This window comes from Pseudoxanthomonas sp. PXM04 (assembly GCF_014851695.1).
Classification (GTDB): domain Bacteria; phylum Pseudomonadota; class Gammaproteobacteria; order Xanthomonadales; family Xanthomonadaceae; genus Pseudoxanthomonas_A; species Pseudoxanthomonas_A beigongshangi.
On record NZ_JACVAG010000006.1, the window covers coordinates 147,139 to 170,642 of the forward strand.

Consider the following 23,504-nt stretch of genomic DNA (forward strand, 5'->3'; position numbering starts at 1 on the left):
CCTATAGCCTAACCCAGGGCTTGCGCGTCACGCGCTCCGGCGCGACGTTGGCGGCGCGGCGCGCGGGCCAGGTCGCGGCGAGTTGCGCCACCGCCATGATCACCAGTGCCGCGCCGGCCAGCCACAGTGGCGAGGCGGGTTCCAGGGTCCACGGCGCGGGCAGGCGGTGGAACAGTGCGCGCGCGGCGACGGCGCCCAGGCCGATACCCGCCAGGGTGATCAGGAAATGCTCCCAGCGCACCGCCAGCCGGATCTGCCGCGCCGTCGCGCCGACCGCGCGATGCAGGCTGATCCGCAGTGCGCTTTGCTGCACCCACAACTGGCCGGCCACGCCCAGGCTCATTAGCGTCAGCAGCCACCAGCCGGCCGCGCAGGCGAGTGTCGTCCACATCCAGCGACGCTCCGCGTGCAGGGTATCCAGGCGCATCTCGTCCATCCGCAACGGCATGGCGACCGGTCGTTCGGGGAAGCTCGCGACGAGCAAGGCATGGACCCGCTGCGCCACCACGTCGCGTTGTTCCGGCGCGGTGCGGATCAGCAGATGCGCCCACGATGCATCGCCTGGACGCAACGGCAGGAAGAGCGCCGCGCCCGGCGAGGCGTGACCGCGACTGCCCAGCGGCAGCGGCGCGCGGTCGACGACGCCGACAATCCGCGCCGGTCGCTGCAGGCCACTCACCGGCCGGCCCAGCACCGGTCCGCCCGGATACAGATCCTCGGCCAGCGAACGGGTGACCAGCGCGGGCAGCGCGCTGCCGTCGCCGGCGTCCGGTGTCATGACCTGATCTTCCGAAGCGAGCAAGTCGCGGCCGGCGGCGATGTCCAGGCCAAGCGCGCGGGGCATGTCCGCGCCGCCCATGTAGATGCTGGCGATCCGATCACGGCCGACCGGCGGGCGGTCGCCCACGGCGGCGTTCCATGAGTTGCGCGCGTACGGAACCTGGTTGGTCGCGACCGCGGCCTCGACGCCGGGCAGGGCGCGCAGCGCCTGCATCAGCGCGGGCACGTCCACGACGGTGGCCGCGCGGCCCATTGGCGGAACGACCAGCAACGAGGCTTCGGAAACTCCGCTGGGTGCGGTCCGCGCATGCTGCCAGGCCGAGTGTGCCTGCCAGGCGAGGTACAGCAGCAGGAAACCAACCGCGACCTCCAGCACCAGCAGCGTGGCCAGGCCGCGGTGCCGGCACAGCAGGATCGGGATCCGAAACAGGGAACGAAGGTCCATGGTTCACCCGGCGGAAGAAGACTCCCTGCCGTCGGGCGGGGAGTCGGAGGGCAGCAGGCGGGCCGATCAAGCGCTACGGGTCGCCACCGCCGGCGGCACCGATGCCGCGCGCATGGCCGGGCCAAGCACCGAAATCTGGCCCAGCAGCCACAGCAGCACCGCGCCCACCGGCAGGTAGTACAGCGGCAACCGCGCCAGCTCGTACTTGCCCATCAGCACCTGGTTGATGCCGTAGGCCAGCGCCATGCCGATGACGATGCCCAGCGAGGCCAGCAGGAAGTTCTCGGTCTGGAAGTAGCGCAGGATCTGCCGGCGGGTCGCGCCCAGCGCCCGGCGCACGCCGATCTGCTTGGAACGCTGCTGCACCCAGAAGCTGGCCAAGCCGACGATGCCCAGCGCGGTCACGATCAGCAGCGCCACGCACACCGCCACCAGCAGCCAGGCCATCGAGCGGTCCTGCCGGTAGAAGTCGTTCCGCATCTCCTCGATGGTGTCCTGCTCCAGGATGATCCGATTGGGGCTGTTCTTCTGCAGCACGTCCACCGCAGCCTTCAGCACCTCGGCGCGGCGCTCGGGATCGGTGCGGATCAGGAAATGGCCGCCCATGTTGAAGGGCACCCGGATCGGAAACATCATCGAGTACTCGTACGCGGTCGGTCCGCCCTGTTCGCTTGGCCGCACCAGGTGTTCGACGATACCGATGATCTTGATGGGTTCATCGCCCCAGCTGTAGAACGTCTTGCCCAGTGCGCTGCCATCCGGATAGAGCGCGTTGGCCATGCTGCGGGTGATGATCGCCGACGGGATGGTGCCGGGGGTGTCGGGCTTGTTCAACGTTTCCCATTCGAGGAATTCATCGCTGTTGAACTTGCGCCCAGCCACCAGGTTCAGGCCGAGGGTATCGAGGAACTGATCGTCCGCCATGTAGACGGTGGCGTTCAGATTCTGATGGGTCTGCTGCTGGTTCAGGCGGACGCCGCTGTTCCAGGAACTGTTGTTGAATGCCACCTGGTTGGTCACCGAAGCGGCCTTCACACCGGGCAGGGCGCGCAATGCCGCCAGATCGGCCTTGGTGAGTGCTTCGGCATTCTCGTCGCGGCCGATGCCGGCCAGCTGGACGCGCACGATTTCCTTCTCGGCCAGGCCGCTGACGCGGTCCATGCGCTCCAGTCGTCCGTTGATCAGGAACAGGGCGTTGCAGATGATCGCGCAGCTCAGCGCGACCTCGATGACGATCAGTGCGGCGGCGGTCTTGTGCCGGCGCAGCGCGGTGAAGATGGGGCGGATATCCATGAGGTGTGCTCCGGGAGAGTTGCCGTTCCGGCCGAGGCGTGCGGGAGAGAGAGCTACCGCGCGTCCATCGGCCGGAGCGGCGACTGGATCATTGGGTTTTGAGCTGGATGGCCGGGGTCACCTGGCAGGCGCGCCAGGCGGGCAGCAAGCCCGCCAGCACGCTGGCCAGGATCGCCAGGCCGAACGTGGTCAGCAGCATCACCGGGTCCAGGTGCGCCAGTTCGGCGTAGCTGGCCGGCTGCTGGCGTACTGCCCACAGGCCCAGCAGGGCAAGTCCCAGTCCGAGCACGCCGCCGGCCAGGCCGATGGTGCCGGCCTCCACCAGCGCCTGGGTGAAGATCGCCCCCTTGGAGGCGCCCAGGGCGCGGCGCACGCCGATTTCGCTGGAGCGACGCATGAACTTGGCCAGCAGCAGGCCCACCGTGTTGATCAGGCAGACCAGCAGGAAGCCGAATGCCAGCCAGGTCTGCAGGCGCACGTCGCTGGGCACGACTTTCTTGTAGTCCAGCCACTCCATCACATTGCGCAGGCGCACGTTGGTTGGCCGCTCGAAACGGCCGGCGCGGCGCTGCTGGTCGGAGTAGTTCACCAGGTACTGGCGGTAGGCTTCCACCTTTTCCGGCGTATCCAACTGCACCCAGTACTGCATCCACGTGCAGGGCGCATTGACGCCGGTCTCGTCGCCCTGGCTGTCGCCCCAGCAGTTCATCGAACCGTTGCGGCCGAACTTCATGTTCACCGCGGTGGAGAACGGCAGGAACACCTGCTCCACCTCGCCGTAGCGATCGCTGTTCAGATCATAGAAGCGCGGGGTGGGGCGCCAGTCCTCCAGCACGCCGATCACGCGGAACTCGTTCTGGTCGATGCGGATCGACTTGCCCACGCTGTTGCCGCCGTCGAACAGCTTTTCGTTGAGTTTCTTGGAGATCACCGCCACGCGCGCCTGGGTATCGTCCTCGCGTGCGCTCCAGGGCGTTCCCTGCGCGAACGGTGCGTCGAACATCGGGAAGAAATCGGCCGAGGTGTAGCGCGCGTCCACCACGAACGGGGACAGGCCCTGTTTCTCCGGCTCGATGCTGACGCCGCCGCCGGTCATCAGCGCCTGGCGATCGCCCTTCTTCTCGCGCAGCAGCGCCTCGGCGTCGAAACGCGTCACCTGCTCCTCCGGCTCTTCGCCAGCGGTGTAGCCGTCCATGCTTTGCGGATCCATCTGCGGGTAGAACAGGGTGTGGCTGCGGCCCGGCATCGGATCGCCGGACAGGATGTAGAACACGGTCAGGGTGGTCATGCTGGCGCCGATGCCCAGCGCGATGGCCAGCACCATCAGCGCGGTCAGCACCTTGTTGCGCCTGAAGCTGCGCAGGGCAAGCTGGAAGTAGTAACCGAACATGGTCAGTTCCTCAGGCCTGGGCGGGAGCGAGATTGACGTCCAGGCCCACCGTGGAAATCAGGCGTGGCTCGGTGGTCAGGTCGGTGGCGGCGCCGTCGACGATGTGCACGTTGCGCTGCGCGCGCGCGGCCAGCTCCGGATCGTGGGTCACCATGATGATGGTGGTGCCCTGGCTGTTGATCTCCTCCAGCAGCTCCATCACCCCACGGGCCATCTGCGAGTCCAGGTTGCCGGTCGGTTCGTCCGCCAGCAGCAGCTTGGGCGTGCCGGCCAGGGCACGCGCGATCGCCGCGCGCTGCTGCTGGCCGCCGGACAGTTCGGACGGGTAGTGCTTCATGCGCGAGCCCAGGCCGACGCGGGTCAGCGCGTCCTCGATGCGCTGCTTGCGCTCGGAAGCGCTCATGCCGCGGTAGCGCAGCGGCACGTCGACGTTGTCGAACAGGTTCAGATCCGGAATCAGGTTGAAGCTCTGGAAGATGAAGCCGATCTTCTGGTTGCGCAGCTTGCTGCGCGCGTCATCCGACAACCCGCTCACGTCCTGGCCGTCCAGCGTGTACTGGCCACCGGTGAAGGTTTCCAGCAGACCGGCGATGTTGAGGAAGGTGGTCTTGCCCGAGCCCGACGGCCCGGTCACCGCGACAAACTCGCCCTCGCGGACATGCAGGTCGAGGGAGCGCAGCGCGTGCGTCTCCACCTGGGAAGTGCGGTAGACCTTGGAAACCGAACGCATCTCGAGCATGGCGAAGTCCTTCTGGTGTGTGCGTAGCATGGAAGTCTGGGAATACGGGAAATACGGAATGGCGGGTACGAAAACGGGAAGACGGTGAGTCGATGAATCAGTTGATCGAGACCCGCTCGGCATCGCCGAACTGGTCGCTGCCGGACACCACGACCTTGTCGCCCGGCTGCAGGCCGCTGACGATCTCCACCGCGCTCAGGCTGCTCACGCCGATCTGCACCGGGCGGCGCACCGCCGAGTTGCCGTCCATCACGTAGGCGTAGCGGCCGCCGGACTGTTCGACGAACGGGCCGCGCTCGACCATCAGCACGTTGCGGCGGGTGTCCATCAGGATGCGCGCGCTCAGGCGCTGGCTCTGGCGCAGGCCCGGTGGCTGCTTGTCGCTGAAGCGGATGCGCGCGTTGACTTCGCCATTCACCACTTCCGGCGACACCGCCGAGATCTCGCCCGGATACGGCTGGCCGTTGCTGGTCAGCTGGGCCGGCATGCCGATCGCCAGATCGCGGGCGAAGCTCTCCGGCACCTTGATCTCCACTTCGAACTTGGACAGGTCCACCACGCTCATCACCGGCGCGTTGATCGCCACGTTGGAGCGCTGCACCGCCTGCACCTGGCCGACCTGGCCATCGAACGGCGAGCGCAGGGTCAGCGCATCGACCTGGCGCTGCACCTCGGCCACGATGGAACGTTGGCGCTCGGCCATCAGCTGCTTGTTGCGCGCATCCAGGCTGGCGCCCTGGCCCTGCAGGTTCACGTCCTTGCGCGCGTGATCCATCGCGATCTCGGTCTTGCGCAGATCGTCCTTGGCCTTGGCCACGTCGATCTGCGGCACCGCGCCGCCGTTGAAGCCGCGCTCGTAGCGTTCCAGATCGCGCTGGGCGGCCTGGCGATCGATGTCGGCCTGGTCCAGCGCCTTCTGCGCGTTGGCGCGGGTCACCGCCGCGTCCAGGGTGGCGCGGCTGGCCTCGGCCTCCAGGCCGGCCAGGGCCGCCTGTTCCTGCGCCAGCTTGCTGCGCAGCTCGGGGCTGTCGATCTCGGCCAGCACCTGGCCCTTGGTCACCTTGTCGCCGGCCACCACCTTCAGGGTCACCACGCCGCCGGCGATGGCGTACAGGGTGGGACTGTTGGAGGCGATGAGGCGGCCGTCGGCGGAGATGTCGCGCACCAGGTCGCCGCGCTTGACCTCGGCGATGCGCACCCGCGCGCCGTCGAAGGAGCGACTGCCGCCCACCCAGCCGCGTACGGCGAAGCCGATGACCAGCAGCAGGGCCAGGCCACCGGCGGCCGGCAGCAGCCAGCGCTTCCAGGGCGCGGCGGCGGTGGCGGTGGGGCCGGCACTCAGGGGGCGATCTTGCGCGGAGGTGTCCCGAATCATCGATGGCATGCGTTTATTGGGAAGACGCCCCGTCAAAGCAGGATGCGTGCCAATCGCAACCGTTTGATTTTCAAGGGGGAGAAGGGCGTTGGAACGGTGTCCGGGTGTCCGCGGACACCGGCGCGGACACTGTCCGTTGTGTCCGCCCCCGTTACAATCGGGACTCGTTTTGACTCAGGTGGACAAGACTCTATGTGCGGGATTGTGGGAGCGATCGCCGATCGCGACGTGGTACCGGTACTCATCGAGGGACTGAAGCGGCTGGAATACCGCGGCTACGACTCCGCCGGCATCGCCGTGGTCGAGCAGAAGGACGTGCGCCGCGTCCGCCGCACCGGCCGGGTGTCGGAGATGGAGAATGCCGCTGCCGCCGAGGGCTTCAACGCCAGCCTGGGCATCGGCCATACCCGCTGGGCCACCCACGGCGGGGTCACCGAGGCCAACGCCCACCCGCACATCAGCCATGGCGTGGCGCTGGTGCACAACGGCATCATCGAGAACCACGAGGAGCAGCGCGAGAAGTTGCGCGCGCTGGGCTACGAATTCGAATCGCAGACCGACACCGAAGTCATCGCCCACCTGATGCACCACCACCTCAAGGGTGGCGATGACCTGCTCACCGCCCTGCAGCGCACGGTCAAGGAACTCACCGGCGCCTACGCGCTGGCCGTGGTCAGCCGCAAGGAACCCGAGCGCATGGTCTGCGCGCGCATGGGTTGCCCGCTGCTGATCGGCCTGGGCGAGGGCGAGAACTTCATCGCCTCGGACGTGTCGGCCATCATCCAGGCCACCCGCCGGGTGATCTTCCTGGAAGAAGGCGACACCGCCGAGGTCACCCGCCAGGCCGTGCGCGTGTTCGACGGCAACGACCAGCCCATCGAGCGCGATGTGCACGTCTCCGACGTGTCGCTGGCCTCGCTGGAACTGGGCCCGTACCGCCACTTCATGCAGAAGGAAATCCACGAGCAGCCGCGCGCCATCGCCGACACCATCGAGGCGGTCATCGACGGCGGCTTCCTGCCCACGCTGTTCGGCGCCAACGCCGAGGCGGTGCTCAAGGACATCGAGGGCGTGCAGATCCTCGCCTGCGGCACCAGCTACTACGCCGGCATGACCGCGCGCTACTGGATCGAGTCCATCGCCGGCCTGCCGTGCAGCGTGGAAATCGCCAGCGAATACCGCTACCGCGCCGCCTACGCCAATCCCAAGCACCTGATCGTCACCATCTCCCAGTCCGGCGAAACGCTGGACACGATGGAAGCACTGAAGTACGCCAAGTCGCTCGGCCACCAGCACAGCCTGTCCATCTGCAACGTGCCCGAGAGCGCCATCCCGCGCGCCAGCGAACTGGTCTGCTACACCCGCGCCGGCGCGGAAATCGGCGTGGCTTCCACCAAGGCCTTCACCACCCAGCTGGCCGCGCTGTTCCAGCTGACCGTGGTGCTGGGCAAGCTGCATGGCAAGGTCACCCCGGAGCAGGAAGCCGACTACCTGGAGCAACTGCGTCACCTGCCCGGCAGCGTGCAGCACGCGCTCAACCTGGAACCGCAGATCGCCGCCTGGGCCGAACGCTTCGCGCCCAAGTCCGACGCGCTGTTCCTCGGCCGCGGCCTGCATTACCCCATCGCCCTGGAAGGCGCGCTCAAGCTCAAGGAAATCTCCTACATCCACGCCGAGGCCTATCCGGCCGGCGAGCTCAAGCACGGCCCACTGGCGCTGGTCGACGCCGACATGCCGGTCGTCGTCATCGCGCCCAACGACACCCTGCTGGAGAAGGTCAAGTCCAACATGCAGGAAGTGCGCGCGCGCGGCGGCGAGCTGTTCGTGTTCGCCGACCAGGACAGCAACTTCACCGAATCCGAAGGCGTGCACGTCATCCGCACCCCGCGCCACACCGGCGTGCTCAGCCCGGTGGTGCACACCATCCCCGTCCAGTTGCTGGCGTACCACACGGCACTGGCACGAGGAACGGATGTGGACAAGCCGAGAAACCTGGCGAAATCGGTGACGGTGGAGTGATTGAAACAAGGGCCGCGAAAGCGGCCCTTGTTTGTCTCCCAAAACCATCAGAATTCTGGTGCTTCTACCTCCCCCTTTGAAAAAGGGGAACCGAGGGGGATTTGCCTTTGGCGCACACCAGGCCGGACAAGATAACCAGCCACCCCACTCTCACCCTTTCTGCCCAATCCACAACCGGTTGCCATCCGGGTCCTCAATCCGGAACTCGCTCATGCCGTAGAACGGATGGCTGATCGAAGGCACCACCAGGCCGCGCCGGCGCACCTCGCGGTGGTAGGCAAAGATATCGTCGGGATAGAGGTAGATCACCGACGTGCGCGGCGCATCCGGCGGCATGTTGATGGATTCGTCCACCATCAGCCGGCATTCGTCGAAGGCCAGCATGGCCCAGCGCCATTCGTCATTGCGGTTTTCCACCGCGAAGCCGAGCTTTCCGTAGAACTCCACGCTGGCCGGCATATTACGGACCGGCAGCATGGGAATCAGGCGTTGCATCTTCATGGGTCTACTCCGTGTCGCCGGATGGGAGGGAATCCGTCTGCAATGCCCGCACCGCTGCAGCCGTGGTCCGTTGCAACGCAATCGCCAGATCCTGGGAGCCGCATGTGGACTCGCCCAACAACCAGGCCGTGATGGGCGAGAACATGCCGTCGGCCAGTGAATGCGCCGCCAGCCGCGCCGGGATGCGCAGTCGAAACTCCCTGCGGTCGAGTGCCGCTTCCACTTGCGTGATCAATGCGCCGCGGACGACCCGCAGCGCCGGTCCCTGGAACAGGCTGGGGGCCAATGCGCGATTGGTCCAGAAGTGGTCCAGCATCATGCGGACGCGTGCGGCGTCGGTGTCATCCGTGATCAAGCCGGCCAGGATCCGGAAAGGTTCCTCCAGACTTGCCGACAGCAGTTCGTCCTTGTTGCGGAAATGCTCGTAGAAGGTCGAGCGGCTGACCCCGGAACGCGCCAGCACGTCGGCAATCCGGATGTCGTGATAACGCCGGCCGATTACCAGTGAAAGGAACGCGGCCAGCAGATCCTGATGGGTGCGCTGCCAGCGGGGATCGGCATGTGGGTCGGCCTGGGTCATGGCGGGAATCTTCCCACGAAGCGTGTCGGACAGTGGGCCTTGTTTGTCCGGAAAGTGCTTCCGATGTGGCCTTTTTTTCAATGCAGGAGTTGAAACGGCGACGCCATGATCGAGTGCAGGTGTTCAGCGAGGCGGGTATCGCCGATGAGGCCTCACGAAGGAGGCTGCCTATCGAATTTTTCGCCAGGAATGACATGCGAGTTCAACGACTAACATTGAATCCGGATCTATTGAATCGACGCGCCACACTCAGCAGACTCCATTCCCGGAGTGTAGGAACTCCAGCGTAGTGCGAGGTCATCACGGAAACGTGGATGGCTCTTTCGTACCAGCATCATCGGTACTTCCGACGTTTGTAGTTCCACGTCGGGAGGGCGGCTAATACAAGACCTCGCAAGAGGGAATACGCCCGCCGACACTACGCGGCTTTCCTAACCTCCCGACACCCGTCTGCATTTCCGCAGGCGGGTTTTCACACGGAAAAGGAGTACCCGCATGAGCAAGACACAACCGCCGCCCGATCGCCGTTCCGGCTACCTGTTGACCGACGAGGGCTACTTGCGCCTGCTTTCCCTGCAAGGCCAGCTCCGCCTGATGAGCCACCTGAGCCTGGCGTGCATGGCGGTGGAAGAAGACAAGGATCCGCACATCCCGATCAAGGCCTGGCACGCCAGCTTCGACGCATTCGCCGCGCAGGCCCAGCACGTCCTCGACCGGATGGCCTGGATGCCCCCGCCTAACCCCGATACCAAGCACTGAGCGGACAGGCATTCGCCAACACAGGCACCCCTGCGCAAGGTGCCCGATCCGACATCCCGGGATGTCGGATCATCGGTGCACCGCGCTGCCCGGCGTCGTGGTGCTGTTTCCGTGGGTGGCCGATATCTTCCTGCTCCATGTCCAGTTCGATTCGGGTCGTCCCTGGTCGTAGCGCCTGACTGGATTTCCAACTGCAATCGCCAAGAGCAAATCCCCCGTCGCCTGCGGTGCAGGCGCCCGCCCCCTTTTTTAAAGGGGGCTATCAGGGTTGCTTCCCTCCGTGATCCCGCAGCCAAGTAGGAGTCTGCTTTGCTTCCCCCTTTGTAAAAGGGGGATTGAGGGGGATTTGCTCTTGCCGCATGAGAATGAAGCGTCTCCCCCGTTGCAGCATCACGCGATCAACCGCCGTGACACCTCATGCCTGCCGTGTGTGTCCCTCGGCGCCACCGCCCACGTCTTCGCCACCTCCTTCACCGCCCGCACCAGTTCCTCCTCCGGTTTGGCATACGGAATCCGCAGCCAGCCGTCGGCACCGCCTTCCACGCTGAAGACCGGGCCGGGGGCGAGGTGGATGCCGCTGCGTTCCATGTCGGCGCACAGGCGGGTGGCGCTGCCGTGGGGCAGGTGCACCCACAGGGTCAGGCCGCCTTCGGGCTGGCGGAAGCGCCAGTCGGGCAGGTGTTCGCGCAGCGCGGCGATCAGGGCGTCGCGGCGCTGGCGCAGTAGTTCGCGGCGATTGGCGAGGATGTCCGGTTGGGCCAGCAGTTGGGCGACGACCAGTTGATCGAACAGCGAGCTGCCGAGATCGAACTGCACGCGGGCGTTGATCAGGCGGCGGATCAGCGGGCGTGGCGCGCGGATCCAGCCCACGCGCAGCCCGCCCCAGAACATCTTGGACGCGCTGCCCAGGGTGATGGCGTCGGTGGCATGCGCGGCGAAGGGCGCGGGCATCGGCGCGTCGGACAGCGCGGTGGCTTGCAGGGTCTCGTCGACGATGGCGGTGGTGCGGGCGTCGCGCAACGCGGCGGCGTAGCGCGCGCGCATGGCGTCGTCCATCAGGAAGCCGGTGGGATTCTGGAAATCGGGAATCAGGTAGGCCAGGTGCGGCGAGGTCTGTCGCAGGGTGGCTTCGATGCCGTCCAGATCCCAGCCCTGCCCGCCCAGCGGATTGGCCAGGGGCGAACTGATCAGCTTGCCGCCGCCCAGCCGCAGGGCTTCGATGGCGTTGGAATACACCGGTGATTCGAGCATCACCCGATCCCCCGGACGCGATAGCGCACGCGCGGTGACGGCCAGCGCCGACAGTGCACCGCTGGTGATGACGATCTGTTCCGGCGCCGTTGGCAGGCCGCGCCGCGCATACGACTCGGCGATCATCGCCTGCAGGCCGGGTAGCCCCGAGGGCAGGTAGCCGTCGCTGCACAGATACGAAGGCAGCGCGGCGAGGGCGCGTTCGTACGCGGCGGCGACGCCCGGCGTGGCGGCGCCGGCGGCGCAGTTCAGATCGATGGCGCCTTCGATGGCCGGGTTCGTGCCCAGCGCGTGCAGGGCGTGATCGTGCGCGCGCCGGCGATCCACCGGCACCGTGGCGAAGGTGCCGGCGCCCTGTCGGGCGGTGGCGAAACCGGCGGCGATCAGATCGGCGTAGGCGCGGGTGACGGTATTGCGCGAGACGCCCAGTGCGAGGGTGACCGCGCGCTCGCTGGGCAGGCGGGTGCCCAAGGGGATGCGGCCATCGCCAATCAGTTCCTGCAGGGCCTGGCACAGCCCTCGGTAGGCGGGGGAGCGGTTGAACTCGCCGACCAGGGTGGCGAGGCGTTCGGGAGCCAGCGTGCGATTCATGGGGCCACTATCGCACGATTGGCTCTATGGAAAAGAGCCAATTACCCTCAAGGTGGCCCCATGGCAACGATCTCCTCCTCCTCGGGCCTGTCCAATCTCGGCCCCCTCGCGCAGCTCAAGGCCGGGCGCCTGCCCGAGCGGCTGTTCCGGCTGCTGGTCGGCCTGTGGCTGTATGGCCTGGCCATCGCCCTGATGGTGAAGGGCGCCATCGGCGCCTCGCCGTGGGACGTGTTCCACCTGGGCCTGTCGCTGCATCTGCCGGTGTCGTTCGGCGTGGTGATGATCATCACCGCGGTGGTCGTGCTGCTGGCGTGGATTCCGCTGCGGCAGATGCCGGGACTGGGCACGGTCGCCAACAGCCTGCTGCTGGGGCCGTTCGCCGACATCAGCCTGGCGATGCTCGGCACGCCGGAAAGCCTGTGGCTGCGCATCGCCTACATGCTGGGCGGCGTGCTGACCTGTGCCTTCGCCACCGCGCTCTATGTCGGCGCACAGCTGGGACCGGGCCCGCGCGACGGCTTGATGACCGGACTGTCGCGTCGCACCGGCTGGTCGATCCGCAAGGTGCGCACGATCATCGAAGTCACCGTGCTCATCGTCGGCGTATTGCTGGGTGGCGTCGTCGGCGTGGGCACGGTGATCTTCGCTCTGGGCGTGGGGCCGTTGACCCAGTTCTTCCTGCGTTATCTGGTGGTGCGGCTGGATGATCCCGACACGCGCACCGCCTTGCCGGAGGAGGCGTGATGAACGCGAACGTGCTCCGCTACAGCGCCTTCACCACGGATCCGGCCGGAGGCAATCCCGCCGGGGTCGTGCTGGATGCGCGCGGCATGCCGGAAGCGGACATGCAGCGAATCGCCGCCGAGGTGGGCTATTCGGAAACCGCCTTCCTGTTGCCGCGCGAGGATGGCACGTTCGAGGTGCGCTACTTCAGTCCGCTGGCCGAGGTGCCGTTCTGCGGACACGCCACCATTGCCGCGACCGTCGCGCACGCCGAGGCGAACGGCGCGGGCGAGAAGGTGCTGCATACACGCGCCGGGCGCGTGCGCGTGCAGGTGGACGAGCAGTTCACCGCGACGCTGACCAGCGTCGAGCCGCGCATGGCGCCACTGGATCCGGACGATCTGGATCGCCTGCTCGCCGTCCTGCGCTGGCATCGCGATGAACTGGACCCCGCACTGGCGCCGGCCGTCGCCTACGCCGGCGCGTGGCATCCGATCATCGCCGTGTCCACCCGCGACCGCCTGGCGCGGCTGGATTACGATTTCGATGCGCTTTCCGGACTCATGGCGCAACGCGGCTGGACCACCTTGAACCTGATCTGGCGCGCGGATGCCGATACCTTCCACGCCCGCAATCCGTTTCCACCCGGTGGCGTGGTGGAGGACCCGGCCACGGGCGCCGCCGCCGCCGCGCTGGGTGCGTATCTGGCGCACAACGAGGCATTGCCGGCGGATCGCGTTTTCCGGGTTCACCAGGGCGATGATCTCGGGCGGCCGAGCCGGATCGGCGTGACGGTGCCGGAGGATCCGCGCGAGGGAATCCGTGTCAGCGGTACAGCGGTGAGGATCACGGACGCCGCAAACCAGGCAGGCTGATTCGGTGCGATCGCGCGACCATCGCGAGGTTCGATGGCAGGGACGATCGCGGAAGACGGAAGCCGCCGCGAGGGCAAGTGGGAATACGGCATAAGCACATTCGTCGCGACCATCACGCGCGCGGGCGCGTGGCGATATCCTTGCGTTTCCCAGTAGAGCCGTTGCACGCCCGGCGCCTGCGTCGGATGCCTTCCGCCACTGCGCGCAGGCGACGCAAGCCGGATGACGCGGTTGTCGTTGTCATCCGGATATCGCATGTCGAAACAGGTTCATGGGCCGTGCTCGCCGCTGCGCTGCCTCTCCCACCAGCGGCGAGCGCGGCTCACCCGCAAGCCGTTGCCGTGGACGGATGAACGGCGGCGCTTCTCCATCTGCCCGCGCGCAGCCGGAATCCCGCTGGCCGGGCGCATTTGACAGCCGGCGGGGACAGGCTATCTTGGCGCTCCCTGCCGCGTACCGGCCAAGCCCGGCGGCACCTCCGCACTCCCACGTTCCTGCGGGCGGGTGATCGCTCTCCCGCCAGGCCCACGGCGCCATGATCCAGTTCAAGAACATCAGCAAGTCCTTCGCCACGCCCGGCGGCGAAACCGTGGCGCTACGACCGCTGGATCTGGAGATCCGGCAGGGGGAGATCTTCGGCATCATCGGCCAGTCCGGCGCCGGCAAGTCGACCCTGCTGCGCCTGATCAACGGCCTGGAGCGTCCCTCGCAGGGCCAGGTGCTGGTGGAAGGGCAGGACATCGCGGCGCTGCCGGATCCGGAATTGCGCGCCGCGCGCCGCCGCATCGGCATGATCTTCCAGCACTTCAACCTGCTGTCCTCGCAGACGGTGGCGGACAACGTGGCGTTCCCGCTGCAACTGGCCGGCATGAAGCGTGCGGAGATCGAACAACGGGTGGCGCAGTTGCTGGACCGTGTCGGCCTGCGGGCACTGGCGGATCGTTACCCGGCCCAGTTGTCCGGCGGGCAGAAACAGCGCGTGGGCATCGCGCGCGCGCTGGCCACCCAGCCACACCTGCTGCTGTGCGACGAGGCCACCAGCGCGCTGGATCCGCAGACCACCCAATCCATCCTGCGCCTGCTGGCGGATCTGAATCGCGAACTCGGGTTGACCATCGTGCTGATCACCCACGAGATGGAAGTGGTGCGCAGCATCTGCCATCGCGTGGCGGTGCTGGACGCGGGACAACTGGTGGAGACCGGACCGGTGACGCAGGTGTTCCTGCATCCGGCCCATCCGACCACACGGCAGTTCGTGGTCGATGCCGAACACCTGGACGAGGACGAGCAGCGCCGCGCGCTGGACGCGGTGCCCGGCCGCATCCTGCGCCTGACCTTCCTCGGTGGCGATACCTACCGGCCATTGCTCGGCCAGGTCGCGCGCCAGACCGGCGTGGACTACACGATTTTGGGCGGCCGCATCGGTCGCATCCGCGATACGCCGTATGGCCAGCTCACCATCGCCATGACCGAAGGTGATGCCGATGACGCCGCCTCCCGCCTGCAACAGGCCGGCGTCGATGTCGAGGTGCTGCGCGCATGATCACGATCGCGACCGTGCTGGGACTGGATCCGGCCAAGTGGGGCGAAGTGCTGGTGGCGAGCGGCGATACCCTGCTGATGCTCGCGGGCGCGCTGCCATTGACCCTGCTGTTGGGCCTGCCGCTGGGCGTGCTGCTGTTCCTCAGTGACAAGCGCCAGCGCCTGGAAAATCGCTGGCTGCATGGCGCGCTGGCGTTGCTGGTGAATCTGGTGCGCTCGGCGCCCTTCATCATCCTGATGATCGTGTTGATCCCGGTGACGCTGAGCCTGGTGGGCACGTCGCTGGGCGTGCGCGGGGCGATCCTGCCGCTGGTGGTGGGCGCGGTGCCGTTCTACGCGCGGCTGGTCGAAACGGCACTGCGGGAAGTCCATCCGGGTGTCATCGAAGCCAGCGAGGCCATGGGCGCCACCACGTGGCAACTGGTGCGGCGCGTGCTGCTGCCGGAATCCATGCCGGGCCTGCTGGCGGGAGCGACGGTCACCGCGGTGGCCCTGATCGGATTCACCGCGATGGGCGGCGCCATCGGTTCCGGCGGCCTGGGCGATCTGGCGTATCGTGATGGCTACCTGCGATCCCAGACGTCGGTGGCGGTGATCACCGTCGCGCTGCTGCTGATCATCGTCCAGCTCCTGCAGTGGCTGGGCGATAGCCTGGTCCGGCGTTTCAACCGCCGCTGATTCCTTTTTCCTCTCCCCGGAATTCCCCATGAAGAAGTTGCTGCTCCCGTTGTCGCTACTGCTGCTGGTCCTGGCGGCCTGCAAGCCGGCGGCGAAGTCCGACGACACCCTCACCATCGCCGCCACCGCCGTTCCGCACGCGGAAATCCTGGAAGTGGTCAAGCCACTGCTGGCCAAGGAAGGGGTAAAGCTGGAGGTGCGCGTGTTCAACGACTACGTGCAGCCCAACGATCAGGTCGTGCAGGGCCAGATCGACGTGAACTACTTCCAGACCGAGCCCTATCTGAAAGCCTACAACCAGGATCGCGGCACGAAGCTGGAAACCTACATTGGCGTGCACATCGAACCGTTCGGCGCGTACTCCCGCCGCTACAAGTCGCTGGATGCGCTACCCGCGGGCGCGGACGTGGTGATTCCCAACGATCCGAGCAACAACAGCCGCGCGCTGATCCTGCTGCATCGCGCCGGCGTCATCCAGCTCAAGGATCCGTCCAACCAGATGGCGACCCTGCGCGACATCACCGCCAATCCGAAGCAGCTGAAGTTCCGCGAACTCGACGCCGCGATGCTGCCGCGTGTGCTCGACCAGGTCGATCTGGCACTGATCAACACCAACTACGCGCTGGATGCCGGCCTGCAGCCGACCCGCGACGCCCTCGCCATCGAGGACGCGAAATCGCCCTACGTGAACTTCCTGGTCGGCCGCCCGGACCTGCGCGACGACCCGCGGGTGAAGAAGCTGGAAGCCGCGTTGACCAGCCCGGCCGTGCGCGAATTCATCCAGAAGAAGTACCAGGGCGCGGTGTTGCCGGCGTTCTGATCATGCGACCCTGGCTCGCGCCGTCTCTGATGACGGTAACAGCGGGGTCCGTTGTCCGGTGCGGGAGCAGGAGAGAGTGTCTTGCCGGATGAAGACATGCCGCGCGTGCAGATGGGAGAACCCTTGAATTGGGCGCGTATCACCCGGTACGCGATCCTGATGTTCCTGATCCACTTCTCCATCGGCTTGGCTGAAGGCATGTTCGTGTCCGCTGCCTCCGACAAGGAGGCACTGATACGCCAGACGGCCATTGGCCTTGTGATCATGGCATCGGTGGACTTCCTGATATTCGCCCAGCTGGCCTGTCGCCAACGCGAGCGCCGCCTGCAACACGCGGCACTCGTATTCCTGTTGATGTCGGGCATCGCGCAGGCGTTCAGTGTGGTGATCGGATTGTGGCTGCCGTCAACACAGCCTGCGCTGCTCACCGTCTTGTATGTCGCGGCGTCCATGCTGGGAGCGTTGCTTGGAACGTTGGCGGGATACATCGCCGGTACCCGCCGGGCTTCGGAGAGCTAGTGGCGGCGCCATGTGTCCGCACCGCCGGCCTGGACCGCGCAGGCCGGTGTGCCCCCGTTGCAAATGTGAATTATTATCACATAATACGCGCTGTCGGACGTCAGCCCCTCGCCGCGTCCCTGGCGACCGGTTTCCCGGTCCTGCTCGTGGGAAAAACCTCCTTTGTCGTACCCCCGTATTCCCGTTGCCCGCCAGCGCGGGTCAGTGCTGGCCGTTTGCCTGCTGGCCGCCCTCCAGGCCCAGGCCCAACAGGCGCCTTCCGGCGTTGGCGCCGCCGACGTGCCGGAGACCAAAACCCTGGATGAAATCGTCGTCCGCGGCGAGAAGACCGAGCGCTCCCTGCAGGACACCACTGCCAGCGTGGCGGTGACGACCTCGGTGCGGATCGAGCAGGAGAACCTGCAAAGCCTGTTCGACATCCTCAACCGCACTGCCAACGTGTCGCAAATGTACGGTGACCGTGGCTTCACCATCCGCGGCATCGCCAACGAGGCCGGCGCGCCCAATCCGCTGGCGACGATCTATGTGGATGGCGCGGCGTTGCCGAGCAACGCGAGCGATGCCGGCCCGACCGACCTGTGGGACATCGCCCAGGTGGAAGTGCTGCGCGGACCGCAATCCACCATCCAGGGCGAGAACGCGCTGGCCGGCGCGGTGGTGCTGCGCACCGAGGACCCGACGATGGACTGGTCGGGTCGGGCACGCGTGCTGTTGGCTGATCCGGGGGATCGCCGGGTGGCGTTCGCCGGCGGCGGTCCGCTGCTGGCCGACGAACTGGCGTTCCGGGTGGCGGTGGAGGACCGCCGCTTCGATGGCTTCATCGACAATCCCACCCGCGGCGTGCCGGAGGACAAGCGCGAGTCGACGATGGCGCGCGCCAAGCTGCTGTGGACGCCAAAGGCGATCGAGGGCCTGGCCGCGCGGTTGACCTTCACCCGCGACGATCGCAAGGGCCCCTACATGTATGCCTACGCGCGCAACGACGTACCAAACTACTACGACCATCGCATCAACACCTCGGACCATCCGTCCAGCACCGACGCGCTGAGCCGGATCGCGACGCTGGAAATCGACTACGCATTGTCCGGCCCCTGGTCGATGTCGGCCGTCACGGCCTGGTCGGATACCGACATGCAGCGCAGTTTCGACACCGACCTGACCGAGCGGCCGGAAGCCTACGGCAACACCCGGGAACAGTACGACACGCTGTCGCAGGAGTTCCGCCTGCACTACCGCGGCGATCGCCTGCGTGGCCTGCTCGGCCTGTACGGCTCGCAGCGCGAGATGGACAACCTGAGCGTCAATCGCACCAACGTGGAAACGCCGGTGGGCACGATCGCCGCCGTGCTGCAGGGCGCCGGGCTGGATCCGGCCACCGCCGGTTACGTGGCCGGACTGTACGCGCAGGCGGTGCCGGTGATTCCGGTCGATTACACCAGCAAGAGCCAGTCGCGTGCGCGCAACGCGGCGCTGTTCACCGATTTCGAATTCGACCTGGCGCAACGGTTGTCGCTGTTGGGCGGTTTCCGTTACGACCGCGAACAGTACCGGTTCGGCTCCGACGCCACGGCGATATTCGCCGGCACCTTGCCGGATCCCGATGCGTTCGGCCCGGCGCTGTCGCCGGCCATTGGCGGGATCAACCAGGCGGTACTGGCCATGGTGCGGCAGGCCAACAGCGATACGCCGCTGGACACCCGCGAGTTCACCGCGTTCCTGCCCAAACTCGGCCTGCGCTTCGCTTGGAACGAGGACCTGTCCACGGCCTTCGTCGTCCAGCGTGGTTACCGGTCGGGCGGATCGACCTTCAACATCGCGCGAGGCCGCAACTATGCGTACGACCCGGAGTACACCTGGAACGCCGAGTTGTCGCTGCGCTCGCAGTGGCTGGACGATGCGCTGACCTTGAACGCCAACGTCTACTACATCGACTGGAAGGACAAGCAGGTCATCGCCATGTTCGGCATCAATGACTATGACTACCACACGGTCAACGCGGGCAAGGCGCACCTGTACGGCTTCGAACTGGAGGCCAGCCACCGCCTCGGCAGCGGTTTCGACTGGTACGCCTCGCTGGGCTATTCGCGCACGCGCTACGACGAGTTCAAGACCGACCTGGACGCGCGCATCAATGACTATTCCGGCCAGGAGTTCGCCTACGCGCCGCGCTGGACGTTCGCCGTGGGCGCCAACCTGCGCTTCGGCGAGGGTTGGGTGGCCAACCTCAACGCCAACCACCGCAGCCGGGTGAATCCCGACGTGGGAACCGGCACGCGGACGTTGTCGTCCCGGACGGTGGTGAACACCCGGTTCGGCTACGAGCTGGCGGACTGGAGCGCGTACCTGTTTGCCAACAACCTGTTCGACGAGGACTACACCCAGTACGCGTGGTCCGACGACAGTCCCAACGTGATCCTGGGCGCGCCGCGCGTGGTGGGCCTGGGCATCGAATACCGCTGGTAAGCGCAATCCTGGATGGAAGGAAATTTGCCGATGAGCCTGCTCTATCTGCTGCTGGCGGGGTTGGCCGCGCTGGCGTTCTACCTGGCCAGCGCGCACCAGCGGCTGGCGCCGCGCCTGCGCGATCGCGCGCGTGCGCTGCGGTGGGTGGCGTGGACCTGCATGCTGCTGTCCACGGGAGTGGCCTGCGGCGCGTTCGGCGTGTGGTCCGGCGTGTTCGCCGCGCTTTCGGCGCTGATGCTGGGACTGGTGGTGCTGCCGTATGCCGATGCTTGGTGGCAGATCCGGAAGGAGAAGATTCATGTGGGCTAAATCGCTGGCGGCCGCGCTGCTGGGACTTCCGTTGACCGTGGGCATCATCGGTGTGATCGCGCTGCATTGGCCGGGCGAGTTGGCCCGGGTGACCATGCCATGGCTGCTGCTCTCCTTCCCGCTGTGGGTGGCGGTGATGTCGCTGGCGTTCCTGGCCCGAACCGGCCTGCGCGCATGGTTGTGGATGGGGGGCGGCACGCTGCTCTGCTTCGGCCTGATCCAAGTGTCCCGTCTGCTGGGCTGGGCCGCGGAGCTGCCGGCATGAAGGCCGCGACGCTGCGCAGTTTCCTGTCCGTCCACACCTGGGTTGGCCTGATTGCGGGCATGGGTTTGTTCATCGCCTTCTACGCGGGCGCGGTGACCGTGTTCGTGCACGAACTGGAAGGCTGGGAACGCCCGCCGCAGGCGATGCCCGCGCCGGAAACCGGCCATGCCCAGGCCCAGGCATTGGTGGACGGCGTGTTGCGCCGCCATCCCGAGGCCAGCCACAGCCTGACCGTGACCCTGCCGGGCGAACACGGACCGCAGGCGTCGCTCTATTGGTACGACGAGAAAACCGGCGACCAGCACAGGTTCACCCTGGAGGATGGGGGGCTGGTGCAGACGCCCGCGCGCGCTGGTTTTGTCGATTTCATCTACGACCTTCATTTCACCGCCGGCCTGCCGCGCACGTTTGGCATGTACCTGTTCGGGGTGTTCTGCATCCTCTACGGGCTGGCGCTGGTGAGCGGCGTGATCCTGTACGCGCCGGTGTTCCTCAAGGACCTGTTCGCATTGCGCCTGGGCCGCAACATCAAGCGCCTGTGGCAGGACGCGCACAACGTGATCGGCATGCTGTCGTTGCCGTTCCATGTGATCTTCGCCTGGAGCGGCGCGGTGCTGACCATCGGTTTCCTGATGCTGGCGCCGTTCCAGTTCCTGGTCTACGACGGCAAGTTGCTGAAGATCCTGGAAGGCGACTTCGACGTGGCGCCTCATGTCGAGCCGGCCGGTGTCGCGCGGCCGATGCTGCCGGTCGCCGAACTGGTACGGCGCGCGGAAGTCGCGCTGCCGGGCATGGCGGTGGAAAGCCTGTTCTATCACGACGCGGGTGATGCCAACGCACAGGTGACGCTGTACGGCGAGTTGCCGCAGCGCCGGCTCAACCATATGGCGGGCGTCGCCATCAATGCCGCCAGCGGACAGGTCATCAAGGCGCTGCCGCCGCGCGACTATCCGCCAGGCATGGCCTTCCTGCGCGGATTGCAGCATCTGCACTACGGAAATTTCGGCGACATGGCGGTGAAGTGGCTGTACTTCCTGCTGGGTCTGGGCGGCGCGTTCCTGTTCTACAGCGGCAACCTGTTGTGGATCGAGGCCCGGCGCAAGCGGCGCGAGGTGCAGCAGCCGCGCCGCACCCGGGTGATGGCGGGGCTGACCCTGGGTATCTGCCTGGGCTGCGTGGCCGGCGTGTCGGCGGTATTCGTATCGGCGGCGCTATTGCCCGCGCTGGCCCCGTCAACGGCGTACTACGTGGTGTTCTTCGCCAGTCTGGCGTGGGCGTTGCTGCGACGTCCGGTGCGCGCCGGATACGAACTGCTGTGGCTGTGCGTCGTACTGACCGCGGCGATTCCGGTCGCCGGCTACGTGGCTTCGGGCGAGCACCTGTTCACGGCGCTGGGGCGTGGACATTGGCATCGCTTCTTCATCGACGGCACCGCGCTGGCGATGGCGCTGGTGTTCTGGCGCATGGCGGTGGCCACGCGGGCGCGCGGGCGCAACGGCGACCCGAACAGCGTGTGGGCGGCCGGATAGATCGCCATGACACGCCGCCCGCCCGAAACAGGGCAGGCGGCCAGACGGCAGCGGGAGGCTCCCGACCATGGGCATCGTCCAGGTCGGGAAGAAACCGCGACGGGCCTCAGACCCGTCCGAACACCAGCGTGGCGTTGGTGCCGCCGAAGCCGAAGCTGTTGGACATCACCGTGTCCAGCGTCGCGTCGCGGCTTTCGCGCACGATCGGGAAGCTTTCGACGCGCGGATCCGGCGTATCGATGTTCGCCGAGCCGGCGATGAAGCCGTCGCGCATCATCAGCAGGCAGTAGATCGCCTCGTGCACGCTGGCCGCGCCAAGCGAATGGCCGGACAGCGCCTTGGTCGAGGACAGCGGCGGCACCGCATCGCCGAACACGCTGCGCACGGCGTCAAGTTCCACCACGTCGCCCAGCGGCGTCGAAGTACCGTGGGTGTTGAGGTAGTCGACCGGTTTGTCCACGCCTTCCAGGGCCATCTGCATGCAGCGCACCGCGCCTTCGCCGGACGGGGCGACCATGTCGGCGCCGTCGGAGGTGACACCGTAGCCAAGCAGTTCGGCGTGGATGCGCGCACCGCGCTTGACCGCGTGGTCGTAGTCTTCCAGCACCAGCATGCCGCCGCCGCCTGCGATGACGAAACCATCGCGATCGGCGTCATACGGACGCGAGGCGCGGGTCGGATCCTCGTTGCGCTGGCTGGACAACGCGCCCATGGCGTCGAACATCATCGTCAGCGCCCAGTGCAGTTCCTCGCCGCCACCGGCGAACACGATGTCCTGGCGGCCGGCGCGAATCAGGTCCGCCGCCGCGCCGATGCAGTGCGCGGAGGTCGCGCAGGCGGCCGACAGCGAATAGCTCACGCCCTTGATCTTGCACGCGGTGGCGAGCGTGGCCGAGACGGTCGAGCACATCGTGCGCGGCACCATGTACGGACCGACCTTGCGGATGCCGCGCTGGCGCAGCAGATCCGCCGCCTCGATCTGCCATTCGGCCGAGCCGCCGCCGGAACCGGCAATCAGGCCCGTGCGCGGCTGGCTGACCAGCGCTTCGTCCAGGCCGGCATCGGCGATCGCATCGCGCATCGCCAGATAGGCGTAGGCGGCGGCATCGCCCATGAAGCGCTTCTGCTTGCGATCGATCAGGGCTTCCAGATCCAGCTCCGGCGCGCCGCCGACCTGGCTGCGGAAGCCGAGCTCGGCGTATTGCGGCAGATGGCGGATGCCGGAGCGGCCTTCGCGTAGCGCGGCGGAAACGGTGTTGGAATCATTGCCCAGGCAGGAAGTGATGCCCAGGCCGGTGATGACGACGCGGCGCATGCTCAGAACGCCTCCGTGGAGGTGAACAGGCCCACGCGCAGATCGCGCGCGGTATAGATCTCGCGGCCATCGACCAGCATGCGGCCATCGGCCACGGCCAGCACCAGCTTGCGGTTGATCACGCGGCTGATGTCGATTTCATAGCTCACCCGCTTGGCGGTGGGCAGCACCTGGCCGGTGAACTTCACCTCGCCGGTGCCGAGCGCGCGGCCACGTCCGGGCGCGCCGATCCAGGTGAGATAGAAACCGGTGAGTTGCCACAGCGCGTCCAGGCCCAGGCAGCCGGGCATCACCGGGTCGCCGAGGAAGTGGCATTTGAAGAACCACAGGTCCGGATGGATATCCAGTTCCGCCCGCACCATGCCCTTGCCGTGCGCGCCGCCGTCCTCGCGGATCTCGGTGATGCGATCGAACATCAACATCGGGTCATTGGGGAGGCGGCCGGCGTCCGGGCCGAACAGTTCGCCGCGGGCGCTGGCCAGCAGCTGATCCCGGGTAAAGGAAGCGGGGGATTTCATGCGTGATCCGACAGGTCAGGAACCAGAATAATGCACAATTGTGCATACAGCTGTATTGACGCAGATCAGCCTCGTGTTTCCGTACGCCGGCGTAGGCGGACGAAGAACAAGGCGGCGCTTGGATTTTCGCGGATGCGCGTTGTCCGGTCGGATACCCTCGGATACCGCATCCGCCGGCGTACGGTGCGCAAATTGCGCGATGCGAGTGCCTGCGCTGTTGCTCGC

At 66.8% G+C, this 23,504-nt stretch carries 22 protein-coding genes; 12 read left to right on the top strand and 10 right to left on the bottom strand.

The features are described from left to right. Position 1 precedes the first annotated feature (1 nt). From IB228_RS15320 to IB228_RS20010, 5 genes are all read right to left on the bottom strand, one after another. Positions 2 to 1,225, bottom strand: coding sequence for an FtsX-like permease family protein (locus IB228_RS15320; RefSeq protein ID WP_192199091.1), 1,224 nt, complete (start codon positions 1,223 to 1,225; stop codon positions 2 to 4). Between the two features lie 66 nt (positions 1,226 to 1,291). Then, complete coding sequence (locus tag IB228_RS15325) at positions 1,292 to 2,518, bottom strand: FtsX-like permease family protein (protein WP_192199092.1); 1,227 nt, start codon at positions 2,516 to 2,518, stop codon at positions 1,292 to 1,294. 88 nt (positions 2,519 to 2,606) lie between these two features. Continuing rightward, on the bottom strand, positions 2,607 to 3,908 hold the full coding sequence (locus IB228_RS15330; protein WP_192199093.1) for an ABC transporter permease: 1,302 nt from the start codon (positions 3,906 to 3,908) through the stop codon (positions 2,607 to 2,609). 10 nt (positions 3,909 to 3,918) lie between these two features. Next, positions 3,919 to 4,647 (bottom strand): ABC transporter ATP-binding protein, encoded by a 729-nt coding sequence (locus IB228_RS15335; RefSeq protein ID WP_225562498.1) that lies wholly within the window; start codon positions 4,645 to 4,647, stop codon positions 3,919 to 3,921. Positions 4,648 to 4,744: 97 nt separating this feature from the next. Beyond that, the gene (locus IB228_RS20010; RefSeq protein WP_183641403.1) at positions 4,745 to 6,022 is read right to left on the bottom strand and encodes an efflux RND transporter periplasmic adaptor subunit; all 1,278 of its coding nucleotides are present in this window, start codon (positions 6,020 to 6,022) and stop codon (positions 4,745 to 4,747) included. A 192-nt stretch (positions 6,023 to 6,214) separates the two neighbouring features. On the opposite strand from IB228_RS20010, the gene glmS reads away from it, so the two are divergent. Further along, on the top strand, positions 6,215 to 8,041 hold the full coding sequence (gene glmS, locus IB228_RS15345; protein WP_183640774.1) for a glutamine--fructose-6-phosphate transaminase (isomerizing): 1,827 nt from the start codon (positions 6,215 to 6,217) through the stop codon (positions 8,039 to 8,041). Positions 8,042 to 8,191: 150 nt separating this feature from the next. Here glmS and IB228_RS15350 read toward each other — a convergent pair whose 3' ends face one another. Together IB228_RS15350 and IB228_RS15355 are read right to left on the bottom strand one after the other, a co-directional pair. After that, positions 8,192 to 8,542 (bottom strand): VOC family protein, encoded by a 351-nt coding sequence (locus IB228_RS15350; protein WP_192199094.1) that lies wholly within the window; start codon positions 8,540 to 8,542, stop codon positions 8,192 to 8,194. Between the two features lie 4 nt (positions 8,543 to 8,546). Next, on the bottom strand, positions 8,547 to 9,122 hold the full coding sequence (locus IB228_RS15355) for a TetR/AcrR family transcriptional regulator (protein WP_192199095.1): 576 nt from the start codon (positions 9,120 to 9,122) through the stop codon (positions 8,547 to 8,549). A 495-nt stretch (positions 9,123 to 9,617) separates the two neighbouring features. Here IB228_RS15355 and IB228_RS15360 point away from each other — a divergent pair, with 495 nt between their 5' ends. After that, positions 9,618 to 9,881: a hypothetical protein gene (locus IB228_RS15360; RefSeq protein WP_183640777.1), complete on the top strand. Its 264-nt coding sequence runs from the start codon at positions 9,618 to 9,620 to the stop codon at positions 9,879 to 9,881. Between the two features lie 390 nt (positions 9,882 to 10,271). Here IB228_RS15360 and IB228_RS15365 read toward each other — a convergent pair whose 3' ends face one another. Continuing rightward, positions 10,272 to 11,723, bottom strand: a complete 1,452-nt coding sequence (locus IB228_RS15365) for a PLP-dependent aminotransferase family protein (RefSeq protein ID WP_192199096.1) — start codon at positions 11,721 to 11,723, stop codon at positions 10,272 to 10,274. Between the two features lie 60 nt (positions 11,724 to 11,783). On the opposite strand from IB228_RS15365, the gene IB228_RS15370 reads away from it, so the two are divergent. The 10 genes from IB228_RS15370 to IB228_RS15415 all read left to right on the top strand — a co-directional run bounded on the left by IB228_RS15370 (position 11,784) and on the right by IB228_RS15415 (position 21,446). Beyond that, a complete protein-coding gene (locus tag IB228_RS15370) occupies positions 11,784 to 12,467 on the top strand; it encodes a hypothetical protein (protein WP_192199097.1) in 684 nt (227 codons plus the stop codon). Continuing rightward, positions 12,467 to 13,321: a PhzF family phenazine biosynthesis isomerase gene (locus IB228_RS15375; protein WP_192199098.1), complete on the top strand. Its 855-nt coding sequence runs from the start codon at positions 12,467 to 12,469 to the stop codon at positions 13,319 to 13,321. The genes IB228_RS15370 and IB228_RS15375 overlap by 1 nt, the downstream gene beginning before the upstream one ends. A gap of 535 nt (positions 13,322 to 13,856) precedes the next feature. Beyond that, positions 13,857 to 14,864: a methionine ABC transporter ATP-binding protein gene (locus tag IB228_RS15380; protein ID WP_183640790.1), complete on the top strand. Its 1,008-nt coding sequence runs from the start codon at positions 13,857 to 13,859 to the stop codon at positions 14,862 to 14,864. Then, positions 14,861 to 15,541, top strand: coding sequence for a methionine ABC transporter permease (locus IB228_RS15385; protein WP_192199099.1), 681 nt, complete (start codon positions 14,861 to 14,863; stop codon positions 15,539 to 15,541). Before IB228_RS15380 ends, IB228_RS15385 begins: the two co-directional genes overlap by 4 nt. 28 nt (positions 15,542 to 15,569) lie before the next feature. Continuing rightward, positions 15,570 to 16,361 (top strand): MetQ/NlpA family ABC transporter substrate-binding protein, encoded by a 792-nt coding sequence (locus IB228_RS15390; RefSeq protein WP_192199100.1) that lies wholly within the window; start codon positions 15,570 to 15,572, stop codon positions 16,359 to 16,361. Between the two features lie 81 nt (positions 16,362 to 16,442). Then, a complete protein-coding gene (locus IB228_RS15395; RefSeq protein WP_192199101.1) occupies positions 16,443 to 16,880 on the top strand; it encodes a hypothetical protein in 438 nt (145 codons plus the stop codon). 162 nt (positions 16,881 to 17,042) lie between these two features. After that, complete coding sequence (locus IB228_RS15400; protein ID WP_225562481.1) at positions 17,043 to 19,343, top strand: TonB-dependent receptor; 2,301 nt, start codon at positions 17,043 to 17,045, stop codon at positions 19,341 to 19,343. 30 nt (positions 19,344 to 19,373) lie between these two features. Next, the gene (locus tag IB228_RS15405; RefSeq protein WP_225562482.1) at positions 19,374 to 19,652 is read left to right on the top strand and encodes a hypothetical protein; all 279 of its coding nucleotides are present in this window, start codon (positions 19,374 to 19,376) and stop codon (positions 19,650 to 19,652) included. Further along, complete coding sequence (locus tag IB228_RS15410; protein WP_192199103.1) at positions 19,642 to 19,917, top strand: hypothetical protein; 276 nt, start codon at positions 19,642 to 19,644, stop codon at positions 19,915 to 19,917. Before IB228_RS15405 ends, IB228_RS15410 begins: the two co-directional genes overlap by 11 nt. Further along, positions 19,914 to 21,446 carry a PepSY-associated TM helix domain-containing protein gene (locus IB228_RS15415; RefSeq protein ID WP_192199104.1) on the top strand — a complete coding sequence of 511 codons (1,533 nt, stop codon included), beginning with the start codon at positions 19,914 to 19,916 and terminating at the stop codon, positions 21,444 to 21,446. The genes IB228_RS15410 and IB228_RS15415 overlap by 4 nt, the downstream gene beginning before the upstream one ends. Positions 21,447 to 21,552: 106 nt before the next feature. Here IB228_RS15415 and fabB read toward each other — a convergent pair whose 3' ends face one another. Together fabB and fabA are read right to left on the bottom strand one after the other, a co-directional pair. Further along, positions 21,553 to 22,761 (bottom strand): beta-ketoacyl-ACP synthase I, encoded by a 1,209-nt coding sequence (fabB, locus tag IB228_RS15420; protein WP_183640799.1) that lies wholly within the window; start codon positions 22,759 to 22,761, stop codon positions 21,553 to 21,555. Positions 22,762 to 22,763: 2 nt separating this feature from the next. Next, positions 22,764 to 23,279 (bottom strand): 3-hydroxyacyl-[acyl-carrier-protein] dehydratase FabA, encoded by a 516-nt coding sequence (fabA, locus tag IB228_RS15425; protein ID WP_141454298.1) that lies wholly within the window; start codon positions 23,277 to 23,279, stop codon positions 22,764 to 22,766. Positions 23,280 to 23,504: the final 225 nt, after the last annotated feature.

Excerpts from the sequence above, each read along its gene's own strand:
- IB228_RS15320 (WP_192199091.1), bottom strand. The coding sequence starts at position 1,225 with ATGGACCTTCGTTCCCTGTTTCGGATCCCGATCCTGCTGTGCCGGCAC.
- IB228_RS15325 (WP_192199092.1), bottom strand. The coding sequence starts at position 2,518 with ATGGATATCCGCCCCATCTTCACCGCGCTGCGCCGGCACAAGACCGCC.
- IB228_RS15330 (WP_192199093.1), bottom strand. The coding sequence starts at position 3,908 with ATGTTCGGTTACTACTTCCAGCTTGCCCTGCGCAGCTTCAGGCGCAAC.
- IB228_RS15335 (WP_225562498.1), bottom strand. The coding sequence starts at position 4,647 with ATGCTCGAGATGCGTTCGGTTTCCAAGGTCTACCGCACTTCCCAGGTG.
- IB228_RS20010 (WP_183641403.1), bottom strand. The coding sequence starts at position 6,022 with ATGATTCGGGACACCTCCGCGCAAGATCGCCCCCTGAGTGCCGGCCCC.
- glmS (WP_183640774.1), top strand. The coding sequence starts at position 6,215 with ATGTGCGGGATTGTGGGAGCGATCGCCGATCGCGACGTGGTACCGGTA.
- IB228_RS15350 (WP_192199094.1), bottom strand. The coding sequence starts at position 8,542 with ATGAAGATGCAACGCCTGATTCCCATGCTGCCGGTCCGTAATATGCCG.
- IB228_RS15355 (WP_192199095.1), bottom strand. The coding sequence starts at position 9,122 with ATGACCCAGGCCGACCCACATGCCGATCCCCGCTGGCAGCGCACCCAT.
- IB228_RS15360 (WP_183640777.1), top strand. The coding sequence starts at position 9,618 with ATGAGCAAGACACAACCGCCGCCCGATCGCCGTTCCGGCTACCTGTTG.
- IB228_RS15365 (WP_192199096.1), bottom strand. The coding sequence starts at position 11,723 with ATGAATCGCACGCTGGCTCCCGAACGCCTCGCCACCCTGGTCGGCGAG.
- IB228_RS15370 (WP_192199097.1), top strand. The coding sequence starts at position 11,784 with ATGGCAACGATCTCCTCCTCCTCGGGCCTGTCCAATCTCGGCCCCCTC.
- IB228_RS15375 (WP_192199098.1), top strand. The coding sequence starts at position 12,467 with ATGAACGCGAACGTGCTCCGCTACAGCGCCTTCACCACGGATCCGGCC.
- IB228_RS15380 (WP_183640790.1), top strand. The coding sequence starts at position 13,857 with ATGATCCAGTTCAAGAACATCAGCAAGTCCTTCGCCACGCCCGGCGGC.
- IB228_RS15385 (WP_192199099.1), top strand. The coding sequence starts at position 14,861 with ATGATCACGATCGCGACCGTGCTGGGACTGGATCCGGCCAAGTGGGGC.
- IB228_RS15390 (WP_192199100.1), top strand. The coding sequence starts at position 15,570 with ATGAAGAAGTTGCTGCTCCCGTTGTCGCTACTGCTGCTGGTCCTGGCG.
- IB228_RS15405 (WP_225562482.1), top strand. The coding sequence starts at position 19,374 with ATGAGCCTGCTCTATCTGCTGCTGGCGGGGTTGGCCGCGCTGGCGTTC.
- IB228_RS15410 (WP_192199103.1), top strand. The coding sequence starts at position 19,642 with ATGTGGGCTAAATCGCTGGCGGCCGCGCTGCTGGGACTTCCGTTGACC.
- IB228_RS15415 (WP_192199104.1), top strand. The coding sequence starts at position 19,914 with ATGAAGGCCGCGACGCTGCGCAGTTTCCTGTCCGTCCACACCTGGGTT.
- fabB (WP_183640799.1), bottom strand. The coding sequence starts at position 22,761 with ATGCGCCGCGTCGTCATCACCGGCCTGGGCATCACTTCCTGCCTGGGC.
- fabA (WP_141454298.1), bottom strand. The coding sequence starts at position 23,279 with ATGAAATCCCCCGCTTCCTTTACCCGGGATCAGCTGCTGGCCAGCGCC.